The 17,724-nt window shown below is 49.4% G+C and carries 11 protein-coding genes; 4 read left to right on the top strand and 7 right to left on the bottom strand.

Annotation, left to right across the window (positions count from 1 at the left end; all coding sequences use genetic code 11):
* The first annotated feature begins 55 nt into the window (after positions 1-55).
* The gene (locus B160_RS0108840; RefSeq protein ID WP_018627539.1) at positions 56-937 is read left to right on the top strand and encodes an AraC family transcriptional regulator; all 882 of its coding nucleotides are present in this window, start codon (positions 56-58) and stop codon (positions 935-937) included.
* 19 nt (positions 938-956) lie between these two features.
* On the opposite strand, the gene B160_RS0108845 is transcribed toward B160_RS0108840, so the two are convergent.
* Positions 957-3,974, bottom strand: coding sequence for a glycosyl hydrolase (locus tag B160_RS0108845; protein WP_018627540.1), 3,018 nt, complete (start codon positions 3,972-3,974; stop codon positions 957-959).
* Between the two features lie 221 nt (positions 3,975-4,195).
* Here B160_RS0108845 and B160_RS0108855 point away from each other — a divergent pair, with 221 nt between their 5' ends.
* Positions 4,196-7,420: a glycosyl hydrolase gene (locus tag B160_RS0108855; protein WP_018627542.1), complete on the top strand. Its 3,225-nt coding sequence runs from the start codon at positions 4,196-4,198 to the stop codon at positions 7,418-7,420.
* A gap of 129 nt (positions 7,421-7,549) precedes the next feature.
* On the opposite strand, the gene B160_RS0108860 is transcribed toward B160_RS0108855, so the two are convergent.
* Complete coding sequence (locus B160_RS0108860; RefSeq protein ID WP_018627543.1) at positions 7,550-8,323, bottom strand: menaquinone biosynthetic enzyme MqnA/MqnD family protein; 774 nt, start codon at positions 8,321-8,323, stop codon at positions 7,550-7,552.
* Between the two features lie 78 nt (positions 8,324-8,401).
* On the opposite strand from B160_RS0108860, the gene purB reads away from it, so the two are divergent.
* Positions 8,402-9,739 carry an adenylosuccinate lyase gene (gene purB, locus B160_RS0108865; RefSeq protein ID WP_018627544.1) on the top strand — a complete coding sequence of 446 codons (1,338 nt, stop codon included), beginning with the start codon at positions 8,402-8,404 and terminating at the stop codon, positions 9,737-9,739.
* Positions 9,740-9,933: 194 nt separating this feature from the next.
* On the opposite strand, the gene B160_RS0108870 is transcribed toward purB, so the two are convergent.
* The 5 genes from B160_RS0108870 to B160_RS28780 form a co-directional block, all read right to left on the bottom strand.
* Positions 9,934-10,533: a hypothetical protein gene (locus B160_RS0108870; RefSeq protein WP_018627545.1), complete on the bottom strand. Its 600-nt coding sequence runs from the start codon at positions 10,531-10,533 to the stop codon at positions 9,934-9,936.
* A 73-nt stretch (positions 10,534-10,606) separates the two neighbouring features.
* Positions 10,607-11,200 (bottom strand): hypothetical protein, encoded by a 594-nt coding sequence (locus B160_RS0108875; protein ID WP_018627546.1) that lies wholly within the window; start codon positions 11,198-11,200, stop codon positions 10,607-10,609.
* Between the two features lie 60 nt (positions 11,201-11,260).
* Positions 11,261-12,532 (bottom strand): M28 family peptidase, encoded by a 1,272-nt coding sequence (locus tag B160_RS0108880; protein WP_026309647.1) that lies wholly within the window; start codon positions 12,530-12,532, stop codon positions 11,261-11,263.
* A gap of 120 nt (positions 12,533-12,652) precedes the next feature.
* On the bottom strand, positions 12,653-14,239 hold the full coding sequence (locus B160_RS0108885; protein ID WP_018627548.1) for a peptide chain release factor 3: 1,587 nt from the start codon (positions 14,237-14,239) through the stop codon (positions 12,653-12,655).
* Between the two features lie 252 nt (positions 14,240-14,491).
* Positions 14,492-15,883, bottom strand: a complete 1,392-nt coding sequence (locus B160_RS28780; protein ID WP_026309648.1) for a serine hydrolase domain-containing protein — start codon at positions 15,881-15,883, stop codon at positions 14,492-14,494.
* A 105-nt stretch (positions 15,884-15,988) separates the two neighbouring features.
* On the opposite strand from B160_RS28780, the gene serA reads away from it, so the two are divergent.
* Complete coding sequence (gene serA, locus B160_RS0108895) at positions 15,989-17,227, top strand: phosphoglycerate dehydrogenase (protein WP_018627550.1); 1,239 nt, start codon at positions 15,989-15,991, stop codon at positions 17,225-17,227.
* Positions 17,228-17,724 lie beyond the last annotated feature (497 nt).

Consider the following 17,724-nt stretch of genomic DNA (forward strand, 5'->3'; position numbering starts at 1 on the left):
AAGTCAATATCAAAAATGATCTTTGACGTGTATTTTTTGATAAATTTGAGAACGTATGAATAACTATTACAAATACCTGCCGATCAGTAAAGTGGATAAAAGCTGGGGCCTGTACGTTGTGAACGTGGGATGTACAAAAATTGCAAAAGCACAGCGTTACCCTCCCGGTGATCATCCTTCACATCATTATTTTAAATGGGAGGAGGGGCGTATTTTTGATGAGTTTCAACTGATCTATATATTGAACGGCGAAGGCGTTTTTGAATCGAAAAGCTGTCCGCTGACGCCGGTGAAGCCCGGCACGCTGCTGATGCTGTATCCATATGAATGGCATCGCTTCAAACCCAATGATGAAACGGGATGGGAGGAATACTGGATCGGCTGTAAGGGAAGCATCCTGCAGCATATTTACAATCATCACTTCTTTCCGAAGGAAACGCCCACGTATTACCTGGGCACCAATGAGTCCATCATCAATTTATTTACAGATGTGATCGAGCAGACGCAATCGGAAAAAACGGGATACCAGCAATTGGTGTCCGGGATGCTGCTTCATTTGTTCGGGAAAATATTCTCGCTGTCAAAACAACTCAATTTTGGCAAAAAAAACAAACATGAAGATGTGATCAACAAGGCGATGTCGGTGATGCATGCGAACATCAATTCTTATCTTTCATTTGAGCAGCTTGCAAGAGAGTTCTGCATCAGCTATTCTTTATTCCGGAAGGCTTTTAAGTTGTACACCGGAATGTCGCCCAACCAGTATTTCCTTCAGCTGAAGCTGAATAAGGCAAAAGCATTGCTGCTGAATTCCGGGAACTCTGTAAAGCAGATCGCGGAAGAGCTGGGTTTTGAATCGGCCTATTCTTTTTCCAAGATATTCAAGGCAAAAACGGGCAGCTCCCCGAATTATTTTAAAAAGAAATTCCTTTCATAGCAGGCCGCGATCCGGGAGTTCAGCGTTCGCTGACAAGCTGTACCGGGCCCAGCAAACCGGAAGGGATCAATGGGGCATTTTTTTTATAGGGATTGAACGTGGTAAACGTATAACGCTTGCCGGGCCTGGGTTTTCCTTCAAGTAACCAGGCAGGCCATTTGCCGTTTTGAACACCGTCGTCCGGAAATTGCTGATCGCCGATCAGGCGGTTGATCCAAAGGTTGGCAACAGTGATCGTTAACCGGTTATTCTTTTTCTGCAGCCATTTGGTAACGTCTACCCGCCAGGGAGCCGTCCACAGTACGCCGAGGTCCTGTCCGTTTAAGGTAACGCTTGCCAGCTGTTTTACGATTCCCAGGTCGAGATAGATCCGCGTATGCGGACCGGCTGTTTCCGGCGCGTCAAATGTTTTTTGGTATGCGGCGGTACCGGAGTAATATTTTATCCCGTCGTTGGGGTTGTCTTTCCAGTCAGACAGCTGGCTAAAGATGGTATGGGCGGGTCCTCCCCACCGGGGATCAAAGGAAACATTCCAGCTTCCGGAAAGCGTATCGGTCTGCATCATCCCGTGGCCGGCATTTGTTTCGGGCTGTGGTGCTGCCTGATCTGTAAACACCACAAAATAACTTTGTTCAGGAGCAAAGGACAGGGGGAGTACTGCCTGCTGACTGTCTCTTTGCAATGCCTTTATTCCTTTGAACGTGCCGGTCAGGGGGTCCCAGAGCTCTGCATACGTTCTTAGGGTCCGGAACCGGCATTGGGCGGAGACGGCTTTGCCGGTTGTATTGGAAACAAAGAACAGATCGGTGCCGGGCAGCTGCCGTTGGGTATAACGCAGGGCCTGATTGCTGCTGAAGTTTTGGCTTATCTTTTTTGATCGAAGGATACCCGCCAGCACATCGTAGTTGCAGTAGAGCGAATCCGTTTGGCTGCTCCTGTTCTTCTTCCAGATGATACGCCCCTTTCCATAAGCGCGGGTGGTTAGGGTTGTTTTTTGAAGGAGTGGCCCCCACAGTGCGGCTGCCAGTTTACGAACAGCTGCATCGCTTGCCGGGTAGCCGGAAAGGCCGGGTGCCTTCTGCGGGGGCGGGCCAACAACGGTGGCGCCCTGTGCTACCAGCGCGGCTATTTTTTGAAGCAGGGATACCGACATTGCCGGGTAGTGGGGCAACACCAGCAAATGATAGGAAGCCCCACCGGGAAAACAGATCTTGCCGTCTTTTACAAAGGCTTTTGCGATCAGCCCTGGCGGGCATGCATCAAAATTATACCCTCTGCGGTCTTTCAGGCCTGCTTCGCCTTTCAGGGCTGATGCCGGCGGTGTAAATACAAAAGGAGCTTCTTCAGGAGTGAGGTATAAAATATCTGCAACCGTATTGCCCTGCTGCAGCAAATAAGAACAACGGGCTATGTATTGATGGTACCCCGCGGCCATGGGCCACCAGGTCTGGTTGCGGTTCCATTGTACCCCGTAAGGACCCATGGTCATACCCGGTTTTAAGGAATCGGGAAGAGGCTGACTTTGAAACGTGTGGTAAAAGAATTTATTGATGCCCGCGGCAAAGGCCCAGTCTCCCTGGTTTTTCATAGACCCGGGATATTGCTTCCAGGCTTCGTTGCTTTGTGCGGTGAATGCTTCTGCCCCAATTACCGGCCGGCCCTGCAAATGGCCTAAAGACGCAGCTTCCGCGCAACTGAACTGTGTGCTGAACCCAAAGTCTTTGCTCCAGAACTCACACATGGGCACATCGGCGACGGCCCCCAGTTCCAGGTCCGCTGTGGGGTTCATGTCGTAGGGCTCAATAGACAGCCGGAGCCCATTGCGATAGGCGTATTCCTTAACATGCAGCGCATGGTTTTCCACCACCAGGTCCATGGCGGTTTTGCGCAGGTCCCAGAGGAACCGGTCGCTGATCCCGGCGCTGCCAACGATCCTGCCTGCATATACGGGATAGAACGGCAGGGGATCGTAACCGCGCCGTTTTATGAATTCCTGCCGGAAATTTTTGGTCCAGTTCTGTGCACCCATTTCCCAGCTGTCGATATGCAGGAACTTCAGCCCTCCCTTACTGTGGGGATGGAGGGGGCCAATCGTTTTCAGGATCTTGCCTACATAAAAATCCAGGTGCCGGTTCAGTGCAGTAGTATCAAATTTATCCGATTCAAAGCCCAGTCCGGGAAGCGGAGCGGGCCTTGTTCCGGCACCGTTGTTCCGCACGCCAAAGCGCATAACCGTCCAGGTGCCGGAGCGCGGCTTCCAGTGGAGCTTGCCGTCCGCTGTGAGGCGGTCCGTTATGTCGATGACCGTGGCTTTTTGAATGGCGTTTTTCCCAGGTATTTTCTCACCGGAAACCGGCGGATAAAATGCCGGCACATCTTTGGCGGAGCTGAACGGCGCGCGATAGTAAAGCGCGCGGTAATCTGCATCGGCGATGGTGTCTTCCGAAGCAGGGGTGGGAAAGGCCAGCACCGCTACATCTTTGTAAAAGTTATTGCGCAGCTGTGTTAATTGCGGCGTGAGCGCGCCGTCGCCAAAGAAAGGTGGTTTGGGTGGCGGAACCGGTAAGCGCACCGGGACTGCATCCTGTGCGGTTAACCGGGTACTGCTGCTTACCAGGTGTTGCATCGAGTATTCCGGAGCAACCCAGGGGCCACCACTTCCTGCCCAGCCGGGACCGATGCCTAATGTTATGGCAATGCCCAGCTGCTCGGCTTCCTGTTCGATCTGTTGAAACAGCAACAGCCATTCCTTGCTTAAGAAGTCAACCTTACCCCTGGGAACGCCTACGTTTACTTCGAGGAATATGACGTGCCCGATGCCCGCTTTTTTCATTGCCTTCAGGTCTTTCCTGATCCCGTCTGCCGACAGATTCCCGTCCATGAAATACCAATACACACCTGGCCGGGCGGAGTCGGGAGGATTGATGAACTGTCTCTTCAATTGTCGGAGGGAAGGGGTATGCTGCTGTGCACCTGCTGTAAGACAGAGGTTGCCGGCAACCGCCCAGAAGATCATCAGAAAAACATTCCGGAGCATAACAATCGTGCTTTAAAAAATAAATATTGGAAGTATCTGCAGGGTAAGGTAGTATATCTGAAAGAAACCACCATCATGCACCGTCATGCTGTTCCATGACGGTGCATGATGGCTGATCGCCGGCGATCGTTTATATTCGCTGAAAAAGGAGCGCTGCCCTGGCATACGGATCACCGGCTCCCGGGTAAAGAAAGCGTTCCCGGTCATATCAACGCCTTGTCATGTTGCAAAAACTTTTTTTGAGCGGATGCCTGCTCACCGGAACCTTGTGGTGCGCAGCGCAGCAAGCCAATACAGCACTTGCATTTAAAGACCCCCCACCGGCTTACCGGCCGGGGTGTTATTACTATTGGATCAGCGATAATGTTACTAAAGCAGGAATAGAAAAAGATATCCGGGCCATGGCGGATGCCGGTATTGGAAGAGCATTTATCGGAAACGTGGGTTTTCCGGAGGAAGAGCTGTTGTTGAAGCAGGGTCCTGCGCGGCTGTTTTCAGATAACTGGTGGAAGGCTACGCTTGCAGCAGTAAAGGCGGGTGCTGAAAACGGTGTGGACATTGGTTTCTTTAACAGCCCGGGCTGGAGCCAGAGTGGCGGACCCTGGATCAAAGAACAGCAGAGTATGCGCTACCTGGATGCGCAGGAAATGATAGTGGAAGGATCGGGGACGGTTACAAAAAAATTTCCGTCGTTACCGTTTTTTCAGCAGGTAGCGGTAATGGCTTTTCCCCGGCCGGACTATGAGGACCAGAACCTGTCCGGAGAGCTGAAATCCATAAACATCAATGTAGATAGTGTAGACATTCGCCGGGCTTTCGATGGCGATACCGCAACGGTTGCAGACTTTCCGCAAAAAGTACAACAGCCCGTTTATATAGATATCCGTACGGATCCGGTATTTACGGCAAGATCGCTGAAACTGTATGCGCCTGGAAAATCATTTTCTGCGGATATTACACTGCAGGCAAAGACTCCGGCCGGCTACAGAACGGTAAGGTCTTTTTCCTACAACCGCACCAATCCTGCGCTGAATGTAGGCTTCCGGCCCTGGGCGCCCGTGGTGATCACTTTTCCCGAGCAGCGGGCTACGGCTTTCCGTCTTGTATTGGATCATATACGGGGCGCCGCCGGTTTTGCGGAGATCCGGCTATCAGGTGCCGTGGGTATGGAGCGTATCGAAGAAAAGCAGCTGGCAAAAATGCACCAAACCCCCTTGCCACCGTGGAGCGAATATCAATGGAAGGAACAGGCGCCGGTCACGGACGGAAGGGGGATCATCCGGCCATCCGGGGTAAGGGATCTTACAAAAATGGTATCGCCATCCGGAGCATTCAGCTGGAAAGCGCCCCCGGGCAAATGGGTGGTGGTACGTTTTGGGATGCGGCCAACAGGGGTTACCAATGCTCCTGCTACACCGGAAGGCCGGGGGTATGATGTTGATAAAATGAGCCGTGCTGCGGTTGCAGCGCATTTTGACGCATTTATCGGAAAGATCCGGAGCCGCATACCTGAAAAGGATCAAAAAGCATTTAAATATGTAGTGGCCGATAGTTATGAGACGGGCTCGCAAAACTGGACAGATGATTTTGTAGGGTCGTTTAAAAAGACATATGGTTACGATCCGTTAAAATGGTTGCCCGTACTTACGGGCAGGGTGATAGGCAGCAGGGGGGAAAGCGACCGTTTTTTGTGGGATCTGCGGCGGCTGGTAGCCAATAAAGTGGCTTATGATTATGTGGGAGGGCTGCGGGAAGCCTGCCACCGGCAGGGGCTTGGTTTGTGGCTGGAAAATTATGGTCATTGGGGATTTCCGTCGGAATTTCTTATGTATGGCGGACAAAGCGATGAAGTGGGCGGTGAGTTCTGGGCAGAGGGGGATCTGGGCGGAATTGAATGCCGGGCCGCTTCTTCGGCGGCGCATATCTATGGAAAAACAAGCGTTTCAGGCGAATCGTTCACCGCGGCGGGGCAGGCGTATGCGCGCTACCCGGCGTTGCTGAAGCGGCGGGGCGACTGGTCGTTTACAGAAGGCATCAACAATACGATCCTTCACGTGTACATACAACAGCCGGATGAGCGGCTTCCGGGGATCAATGCCTGGTTTGGCACGGAGTTTAACCGGCACAATACCTGGTTTGAACAGGGGAAGGCGTTCATCAAATACATTCATCGCTGCAACTATATGCTGCAGCAGGGCAAACCCGTAAATGATATAGCCTACTTTATTGGAGAAGATGCGCCGAAAATGACCGGGGCAACCGATCCGCGGGTACCGGAGGGGTTCCAGTTCGATTATATCAATGCAGAAGTCATTGAAAAAAGATTGAGCGTAAAGAACGGCAAACTGGTGCTGCCGGACGGGATGCATTACCGGATGCTGGTGCTGCCACGCCTCGAAACCATGCGTCCGGCATTATTGCAAAAGATCGTGCAGCTGGTAAAAGAAGGTGCGGTGGTATTGGGGCCCCCTCCGCTGAGGTCTCCCAGTCTGCAGGACTTTCCGGAGGCAGACCGGCGTGTGCAGGCGCTGGCTGCGAGATTGTGGACCCATGCCGATGGAGCGGATCATAAAATTGCGGCATACGGAGCCGGCAAGATCCTGAACGGGCTTACGATCCGGGAGGCGCTGGCTGCCATTGAGGCACAGCCTGATTTTGTGAGCAATACAACAAAAAAGGTGGCCTATACCCACCGCGCGCTGACTGATAAAGAGATCTACTTTATTACGAACCAGACGGATTCCCTGGTTGATTTTACACCCTGGTTTCGTGATGGGAAGGGACAGCCGTATTTTTATGACGCGGTAACCGGTAAACAACAAAAGCTTACCGATTATGCATTACAGGCAGGGGGCATGAAAGTGCCGTTGCGGCTGGACCGGTACCAGAGCGGTTTTGTGGTATTTCATAAACGTGAAACGCCGCCGCCCGCTGCCGGGGAGAATTTTCCCGCGCCGTATAAGACCATAGTTTTAAAAAACCCCTGGACGGTTTCGTTTGATACGGCCGGCCGCGGACCGCAAAAGCCTGTAGTGTTTGAACATTTGCAGGATTGGAGCACGCACACAGATGACCAGATCAGAAACTACTCGGGAACGGCGGTTTATAAGACAACCTTCCTGCCGGGACGAAAACCAGGGGAAAAAGTTTTTCTGAATCTGAATAAAGTGGTGGCAATGGCTAAGGTACGGCTGAATGGCAAAGACCTGGGTACCGTGTGGACGGCCCCCTATACCGTAGATGCCACAGCGGCGTTGATCGAAGGGGAAAATACGCTTGAGGTCGAAGTGGTGAATACCTGGGTGAACCGCATGATCGGCGACAGCAAACTGCCGGAGGCTGAACGGCGTACCTGGAGCAATGTAAATATATTTAAACCGGAATCGCCGTATATGCCGTCGGGGCTGATAGGGCCTGTTCAACTGGAAATGATCCGGCAGGATTGAGCTTATCCCGCGTTGAAACGTAACCGCAATGCTCTTTGCGTTAAAACGAACCACAAAACGGCATTGAAAACAGGATGGAGTTGTTGTTACCGTTTTCGCTCCGGAGATGCGTATAAATGTCGGAGGGTGCTATAAAGGAGCAGCAAGGATCTTTAGAAACTGGTCCAGTCCTTTCCGTTTTTCTGCGTCAAGGGTATAGCTCAGGTCCTGCGAATAATATTTTTTGAGATCATAGATCCCTTCCGGTATTCGGGCAATCACTTCATCAAGATGATCCAGGCCGTAAGCATTGGCCTTATCAAATTCGCTGATAAAATCCTCAGGCAGCTTTTTGGTACTTACCCAGGCTGCAAACACAAAGGGTAGCCCCGTTGCATTTTTCCACTCACCGGCAAGATCATAAATGTATGCAAACCCCGGCCGCTGCTGCAGGGCGCGGTCGCCGATGACCAATCCCGCAGTAGTACCTTTTATTTCATTGAGGTACGATTCATCGCGGGCATCGAGGATCTCCGGACGGATCTTCCAGTGGTTTTTAATAAGCCATTTGCACAGCGCAACAGACGACCGGCTCTGGTAGTCGAGGTAGATCCGCTCTACCTGGTCCAGCGGCACCTGGCTGAACACACAAACGGAGGCGACATCGCCGATAGCGCCAATGCAATAATTTCCGTTGATAAAATACTGCGGTAACTGTTGGGTAATGGCCACCGGAACCAGTCCTACGTCGATCTGGCCCTCTAAAAGGAGCTCTGCCAGCTTTGCCGGAACATCTTCGATCAGCTCAATCTTTTCCGTAATGGGGGGGAACTGTAATCCGTATAAAAGGGGTCTTGTATTCAGGTAATTAATTATTCCAACTCTTATCTTTTCTTCCACGCCGAATCCTTTATTTTTGTGCAAATTTAATTTGTTTCAGGTTCAAAGTTCAATGTTTAACGTTAAACTTTAAACCTGGAACTTCAAACTTGGAACTTCAATATGTCTTTAACAGCAATTTCGCCCATAGACGGTCGTTATCATAAACAAGTACAGCACCTGCAGGAATATTACAGTGAGTATGCCCTGATCAAATACCGCGTGATCGTGGAAATTGAATATCTTTTCTTCCTGGCGGAGAAAAAGTTCCTGAAATTATCCGCTCCTGCCAAAAAGCATCTGAGAGCCGTGGTCGAAAATTTCAGCACCGATCAGGCCAAAGCAATAAAAGAGATCGAAAAAACGACCAACCACGATGTAAAGGCAGTGGAATATTTTTTGAAGGGTGAGCTGGATAAGACCGATGCAAAGGAAGCCAAGGAATGGATCCATTTTGGACTTACGTCGCAGGATGTGAACAATACGGCCATCCCGTTGCTTTGGAAAAGCAGCATGGAGCAGGAGCTGGTACCCGCTTATCTGAATCTTCAATCGCGCCTGAGAGCGCTGGCCCTGCAATGGAAAGATATTTCCATGCTGGCTAAAACACATGGGCAGCCGGCTTCACCTACCAAACTGGGCAAGGAGTTCATGGTTTTTGTAGAGCGCCTGAATAACCAGGTACAACAATTTTCCTATATTCCGTTTTCTGCTAAATTTGGTGGCGCCACCGGCAACTTCAATGCCCATCATGTGGCATACCCCAAAACGGACTGGGTAAAATTCGGAAATGAGTTTGTAGATGAGGTGCTGGGACTGCAACGCATGCAATACACCACCCAAATTGAGCACTACGATAACCTGGCGGCGCACTTCGATGCCATTAAGCGCCTGAACACGATCCTGCTGGATCTCTGCCGCGATATCTGGACCTATATCAGCATGGACTATTTCAAGCAAAGAACGAAAGCAGGTGAAGTGGGCTCTTCGGCCATGCCGCATAAGGTAAACCCGATCGATTTTGAAAATGCCGAGGGAAACCTGGGTATTGCAAATGCGTTACTGGAACATCTCTCGGCGAAGTTGCCGGTGAGCCGCCTTCAGCGCGATCTTACGGACAGCACGGTATTGCGCAATATCGGCGTACCGGTGGCGCATACCCTGATCGCTATCCGGAGCATAGAAAAAGGATTGGGTAAGCTGGTACTGAATGAACCCCGGCTGAAAAAGGACCTGGAAGACAATTGGGCAGTGGTGGCCGAAGCCATCCAGACCATCCTGCGCCGGGAAAAATATCCCAATCCATACGAGGCGCTAAAAGCCCTCACCAGAGGTAAGGCGGGTATCACCAAAGAGGCGATCCATGAATTTATAAAGGGATTGAAAATTGCGGCAAGCCTGAAAAAGGAGCTCCGTCAGATCTCCCCACATAATTATACCGGCATTGTGGCAAAATACTGATGAGGGCGCCGGTGCTTTTACTAAAAATAAGGCAGCGCTGCCTTTTTCAAAAGTCATTTGGGAAAGTACTTTGGGTGCGCACATCATCATGACTGAGACCCGGTATTAGAAAAACAATCCTTTTACGCCGAAGGCAAATAAATAGCGGCCTTTATGCCGGCTATGGTCCCCTGCCTGATAAGCGCTAAAGAGAGCTAATTTTTCTGAACCATCCCGGCAACTACGATCACTTCCCCGGTCAGCGGGGTTGCTGCCTGCTCATTTTTCTGCCGCCGTTTTTGGATCTTTTTCAATTTCCTTTTTGTTGTCTTTTTTTGTGGTGTTATAACCACTCCTCCAAGCCTTCCTTCAAGACACTGGGCCGTGTTGGGGGATGAAATGGGAGCGGCAAAGGGATCTGCTTTTGGAGCTGTTTCCACTTTTTGTTTAATGCCGCCGGTCACAACAATTTGCTGCAATGTATCTTTTGTAACCTGGGCGTTCCCATTCTGGGATAAGGCCAGGAGCAGGATGAAGGCTGCTGCGATCTTCTTTACCAGGGGCCATCCCGATCGGGCAATATGGGTGATAACGATCTGGATATCTGTATCATATTCCATTGCCAATTGCTTTTCGGTAAGCCGCCCGCATATATGCTCCGACCGGTGCTGTACCAGGTAGTCAGAAATGGCTTCCGGAGCCATGCCGGTAAAGTCCACTACTGTTTTGCAGCAAGAGCCGCAATAGCGACCATTTTCGCCGGGCTTCATGGTTTCCCAGTTTTCATGGCAGGGGGTAGGAATGCTGATCTTCATAACTGTCGTTTTCAAAAAGATGCAGTTCTGACTGGAATTTCATAAGGTCTGCCGGGGAATTTTTTATTAGCGTTTAATCTTTAAACCTTATTGCATGAAATGCCGGCATTACGGCTGTAACATCTTCCCTGTTGTTGAACAGGTAAAAAATATATACATCGGCCTGGTCATCTCCGTGCAGGGTAACCGTCATACAGTTGCCATATCCTTTTCCAAATATTGATTTTAGCGGGTAAACCGTAGTGGCGCCCCAGTTGGCATTGAATTCCTTTTTTACGGCTTCAGGTGGAAAGTTTTTGAATCCCGTCATCTTTTGATGATTGCCGGATGTGTTCATGATCACGGCCAGGAATGCTGCCGTATACATTTTGTTGGGATGGGCACCTGCCGACATCTTTATGGTCGTGTCCTTTTTCCTTTTTTCAAATTGTTCGATCCGCTCTTTCAGCGGGCGTATCGAATACCGGATCTCAAGATCCTTTGTTTTACTCTTTAATGCGAGCTCGTAATTCATATCCGGATTAGGGATTATGGATACTGTATCAAAATTGTCCGGTATTTTAAAGATCAGATTTCCCTTCTGCAGCAGATCTTCAAATTTTTTGTTTTGGCCATTGCCGGTTACAGGACCAAAAAGCAGGATGGCTATCAGGTAAACGATTCTCATGGCAAATTTTTATGTTTAGGATGCAGATACTCCTTTATTTACATAAAACACCGGGAAAATTTATTCGTCTTTTACTCTGGAGGGTGTTTCTTTACCCGCAATGATGGATCCTGCACTGATGCCGATGGACCGGATGATCTCCGTCATATTGGCAAGATCCAATGTTTCTACTGCATCACCAGGTTGGTGATAATTTGGTTCGTTGTCCATTTTTGAAGTAGAGATCGTATGCGCCGGAACGCCGAGTTTGGCCAGAGTGGCATTATCGGAACGGTAAAATAAATGCTGATCGGGATAGGGGTCCGGGTGGAATTCAAAACCGGTCCCTGTAAGATTTTTTTGAAGGATGCCGCCCAGTGAGGATTTTTCAAAACCGGTGATATAGGCAGAATTCTTTCCCCATTTGCTATCTGTGCCGATCATCTCAATATTCAGCATCGCTGCTATTTGGGATGGGTTCAGCTGCATGCTGAAATATTGGGATCCGAAGCCCCCGGACTCTTCTGCTGTAAAAGCCACAAAAATGATCGAGCGTTCATTGTTTTTTAAAGCCGCAAAATGACCCGCCAGCATCATAACGGCCGTGGTGCCCGAAGCATCGTCATTGGCGCCGTTGTAAACGGAATCTCCGTTCACCGGTTTGCCAATGCCGATATGGTCGTAGTGCGCTGAAAAGATGACGTATTCATCTTTCCGGGATCTGCCCGGCAGCAGGCCGGCTACATTGGCGAGCCGGTGCTCTTTGATCACATGCGATGCTTTTATTGTATAGGTTTGTAATGCCGGTTTCCCAAGAATAAAAATGGTGGAGCCTGCCCGTTTCAAAAAGTTCCTTTTAAAGAGTATCAACCGTTTAAAGTCTGGAGCAAAACTTTCATCGACCAGTACGATATTGTTCCCGCCGTTGTTGACGGCTTCTGATGCTTCGTGGAACAGCGAACTGCCGGCATTGATGGAGCGGATATTGTAGCCGGATTTTTCGGTTACTTCGAGTACGGGCTGGCCGGTGATCACAATTACATTATCTTTTGGAAGCTCCTTTTGATCTGCCCTTGCCATAAGGCCTCTGAACGCAGCACTGTAAACAGTGAAAGGCTGCAAAAAAGAATTTCCCTGTAAGGGCTGTAACCCGCTTTTTTTAAAGGATGCGGCGATAAAATCAGCTGCTTTGTCAATTTCCGGAGAGAAGACCGCCCGGCCTTTCATTTCATCCGCGGCAAGAAAACGGATCGTTTTTTCAACCGTACCTGTATCGAATGAAGTGCCGGCGTTCTGGGCTGCTATATAAGGGGCCGGGATCAATACCAGGAACAGGAGTCTAAGAATTTGCATGCGTATATCTTTTAAAGAAGGAAGATAGTAAAAAAGCCGTTGCGGGAAATACAGCGATGCAACAATCCGCAGGTAATGCAGATCCATCAGTGGAAAAACGACACCCGGTGGATCCGCTAATTATTTATGGATCTCACTGCTAAAGTGAAATTCGATATCCGGGTTGTTCGTGATCTCGGTATTCAGGAACCATTCGCTTTGTGCCAGGTATACCATGTTCCCGTCTTTATCTTCACCCGTATTGGTTTGCTTGAATTTGCCGAAGTCCTCCAGTTTGTCAGCGTCCTTACTGGTAAGCCAGCAGGCCTTGTAAAAAGGTAGTGCCCGGAATTCGACGGAGGCGCCATATTCATGCAGCAGGCGATACTGGATCACTTCAAACTGGAGCTCACCCACACAGCCTACAATCTTTTTGGTGCCGCCAAACTGGGTAAACAACTGGGCCACTCCTTCGTCCGTTAACTGCAGGAGTCCCTTTTCCAGTTGTTTGGTTTTCATCGGGTCCCTGTTGATCACTTCTTTGAAAATTTCAGGAGAGAAGGACGGAATGCCCGTGAAGAAAAAGTTTTCACCTTCGGTAATGGTGTCGCCGATCTTAAAATTACCCGTATCGAACAGCCCCACTACATCGCCGGCATAGGCATCTTGAATGATGCTTTTATCCCGCGCCATAAAAGAATAGGGGTTGCTGAAGCGGACGTCTTTATCCAGGCGCACATGATGAAAATATTTGTTGCGTTCAAACCTCCCGGAGCAGACCCTGAAAAAAGCGATACGGTCGCGGTGTTTGGGATCGAGGTTGGCATGGATCTTAAAAATAAACCCGCTCAGCCTGTCTTCTTCTACGTCCACTCTCCGGGTGGTTGTTTCACGGCTTTGGGGAGGCGGGGCAATGCGGATAAAAGTATCGAGCATTTCCTTTACACCAAAATTATTAATGGCGCTGCCAAAGAAAACCGGAGAAACCTTCGCCGCCAGGTAATCGGCAACGTTCAGTTCGCCATTCACGCCGTCCACCAGCTCTACGTCTTCTCTCAGAAGCGCTGCATCGGTAGTGCCTACCCGCGCATCCAGAACGGGATCGCTGATATCGGAGAGTGCCAGGGTGTCTTCTTCATCGGCCTTTGTGTTGGCGGTAAATAACCGGATATTTTTATCATACAGGTTGTAAACACCTTTAAAATCTTTTCCGCTGTTAATGGGCCAGGTCATGGGATGCAGCGAAATGTTCAGCTCTTTTTCTATTTCTTCCAGCAAATCAAACCGGTTCTTTCCATCACGGTCCATCTTATTGATAAAGACGATCACCGGCGTGTCGCGCATACGGCAGACCTCCATAAGGCGGCGGGTCTGTTCTTCCACCCCGTTAACGCTGTCTACCACCAGGATCACACTGTCTACCGCCGTCAGGGTCCGGAACGTGTCCTCTGCAAAGTCTTTGTGCCCCGGTGTATCCAGGAGATTGATCAGTATGTTCTGGTATTCAAAGCTCATTACGGAAGTGGCTACGGAGATACCCCGCTGCCGCTCGATCTCCATAAAATCGGAGGTAGCTGATTTTTTTATTTTATTACTTTTTACGGCGCCCGCTACCTGAATGGCCCCCCCAAATAAGAGGAACTTTTCCGTAAGCGTGGTCTTACCTGCATCCGGGTGACTGATGATCGCAAAGGTGCGCCGGTGCATGATCTCATCGTGATACTTCATAAGGGCGCGAAGATAGGAAGGTTTCCGGTTTTTTTTGCCACCGAAACATGGAGCGGGGCATAACATTTTTATTCCTGAGGTGGCACGTGAAGATCCCACGGTGTAAACGCGGCGGACCGTCCTGATTCGTGTCCCCGCGAATCAGAAAAGTGTTATGCGCCCCGCGGAACGGTCCTCAGGTAGTGGGGCAGTGGACGCAGCATTTATTTTTTATGGCTCAATGCTTTTGTGGCCGTTTTTGCCGCTGGTGTTTTATTTCTTTGTTTTCTTTTTAGTGGTGGTTACTTTCTTTTTAAGAGGCGCAACTTTTTTTTCGGGAGCTTTTCTGGTTTGTTTCTTTGCCGTGGATCTGCCTGCCATGCGGGTTGATCTTACAGGGGCGGTTTTTACCGCTTTTCTGGCGGTACGGGGTGCCGGTTTTAAATGGGATACCGGCATGGCCGTGGCCGCAGCTGTCCGGGACTCGCTTTCTTCTTCACCGCCGTTTACATTGTTTTGCATATAGTCACCGAAAAAGTCGTAAGCTTTCCGGGCCATGTTGTAGATATTCGAATTCATCTTATTCCCCAGGATAATGATGACCGCTTTTTCATCAAGCAGCCTCCCAAAGGCCGGGGTGAAGCCGTGCCATTTGCCATTGTGGTAGATCACATTTTTGCCATTGGGCAAATTCAGCATCCGCCAGCCCAGACCGTAATTATGGATCGACGGCTTTTCATTGCTGTGCGGCTGATAGGCAGAATCCAGAAGAGACTGCCGGATAAAGTCAGGATTGTACAGTGCCCGGTCCCATTTAAACATATCCTCGGGTGTACTGTATATATTTTTATCACCGTAGGTATTGTCAAACTGGTCGTTGACCCAAAGTGCGCCGGAGGGTTTATAGGACATGATCACGTTGCCGCTGTCTGCCGGTGTGTAAACAAAAGTATGCTTCATTTGCAGCCGGTCAAAGATGGTCTCTTTAATATATTGCGGAAATTTTTTTCCGGTTACTTTCTCCACGATAAGGGCCAGCATTACAAAGTTGGTATTGCAATAAGCGAACCGGCTGCCGGCTTTGAACATGGGCACCGGTTTGTACTGCTCCAGGAAATGCAGCACGTCATCGTTGGAAACCATTTTTTTGGGATCCCATTTCTTCCGGTCTTCCATTACAGAAAGATAGTTAGGCAGCCCGCTCCTGTGCGACAGCAACTGCTCTACAGTAACGGAAGTGTAGGGGAAGGCCGGAAAGAAATGCGTTACCGGATCCTGTAAATTCAATTTGCCATCCTGTATTAATTTCAGAACGGTAACGGCGGTAAAGGGTTTGCTGGTGGATGCAAGATGAAATTGTGTATCGGCGTTGATCGTATCGGTTTTCCGGTTGGGATCCTGGTAGCCGTGATAGGATTCATATAAAATGTTGCCGCCTTTCGCTACCAGAATGCCGCCGTTGAATCCACGGCGGATCAGTGCCGAATCAAAGAAGTCGCTGAGGGTCTTCCGGTACCGGGCTTTGTCTGCCTCCGTCATTTGCTCTACGTTAAAAACCGCGGGACTGACATGCGCCGTTTCCGCATTGTCTTTCTGGGCCTGCGTTTTGGACTTACAACCAATCGTTAACGATATCCATACTATAACAACTAAAACTCTTCTCAAGGTACAATGATTTTTAAAGGGACAAATTTAGTCTTATCTGCACCTGACCAAAACTAATGGTGTTAAAATTTTAATTTTTGTTAACTTATTAGGATATTTGCCTGTATGACAAATAAAAAAGAGACCAGTTACCCGAAAGAGAAGATCCGGATCCTGTTCCTGGAAAATATCAGTGATTTAGCCGTAAAACGTTTTAAGGATGAAGGCTATACCAAAGTGGAAAAATTAACAAAAGCGTTGTCGGAAGAGGAGTTAATCAAAGAAATCAAGAATGTACATATCCTTGGGATCCGTTCCAAGACACGGATTACCAAGAAGGTGCTGGATGCGGCAGAAAAGCTGCAGGCGATCGGTTGTTTTTGTATTGGCGTCAATCAGGTAGACCTGTCGGCGGCTACAGATAAAGGGGTGGTGGTATTCAACGCACCCTACAGCAATACCCGTTCGGTTGCCGAGTTGGTAATTGCCAATTCAGTAATGCTGATCCGGAGGCTGCCGGATAAGATCCGGGCGGCGCATGAAGGTATATGGATGAAGGAATCAAAAGGCAGCTATGAGCTGAGAGGGAAGACCCTTGGAATTATCGGCTATGGAAATATCGGGTCGCAGGTAAGCGTGCTGGCGGAAGCCATGGGAATGAAAGTGTTGTTTTACGATGTGGAAACGAAACTGCCGCTGGGAAATGCCAAGGATGCTAAAACACTGAAGGAATTATTGCAAAGCTCGGATGTGGTTACGCTCCATGTTCCGGACACGGCACAAACGAGGAATCTGATCACAAAGAATAACCTGAAATATTTTAAGAAGAATGCGATCCTCATCAACTATGCGCGGGGCGAAGTGGTGAACCTGGATGACCTGAGCAAGTTCATGAAAGAAGGACATATCAGCGGTGCTGCACTGGATGTGTTTCCCTGGGAGCCGGAGAAGAACGGCGATCAGTTCACCAGCCCTATGCAAAATGTTCCCAATGTGATTTTGACCCCGCATATCGGAGGAAGCACGGAAGAAGCCCAGGAGAACATTGGGGTGGATGTAAGCTCCAAGCTGTTCAACTTTGTTGAAAAAGGGATCTCCAACGGGTCACACACCGTACCGGCTCTGGCATTGCCGTCGCAGGAAGGTGTGCACCGGATCCTGCATATTCATTACAACCGGCCGGGAGTGCTTTCAGAGATCAATACGCTGTTGTCGAACAATAATATCAATATCACAGGTCAGTACCTGAAAACAAATGATGAGATCGGGTATGTGGTGCTGGATGTGGAAAAAGGCGTATCCAAGAAGGCCGCGTCGATCCTGAGTCATGTAAAGCATACGATCAAGACAAGGCTGGTGTATTAAGTTTATAGAAACATCGATAAAAAAGCCTCCGGGATCCCCGGGGGCTTTTTTATGGGATCAGCCGTTAAAAAGGCAAGGGCAAAAAGTGTAAAATGCTGCGACCGGCTTCAGCTTTCGCTTAGGTTTGACGGCTATGGTGTCTTCACAACCATTTAAGATGGTACACCTTTTAATAAAATTGATACCGGTCTATTATGATACCAAACTACCGGTAAGATGTATAGAGTGATCAAGACGCGTTGTGTTACAGCTGGTATATTTTCTAAGAAGCTGTTTAAAAACAAAATTTTGATGCTCCTTGTAAGCGCCATCCGGGCGCGTTAGTGTCATTAAAGCCGCGCTTTAGCACGGCTTTAATGACACTGTAATTTCATAAGTGCCGTGGGCACGGATCATTATGCCCCGAGCCCATGGCTCTCTGTTGCTCCTTTGGACTTATAAACGGGTTGAAACCCGTTCTTGCCGGATCTTTCGAGGCCATGCCTCTTTTTGTAAAA

This window comes from Niabella aurantiaca DSM 17617 (genome assembly GCF_000374125.1).
GTDB classification, from domain to species: Bacteria; Bacteroidota; Bacteroidia; order Chitinophagales; family Chitinophagaceae; genus Niabella; species Niabella aurantiaca.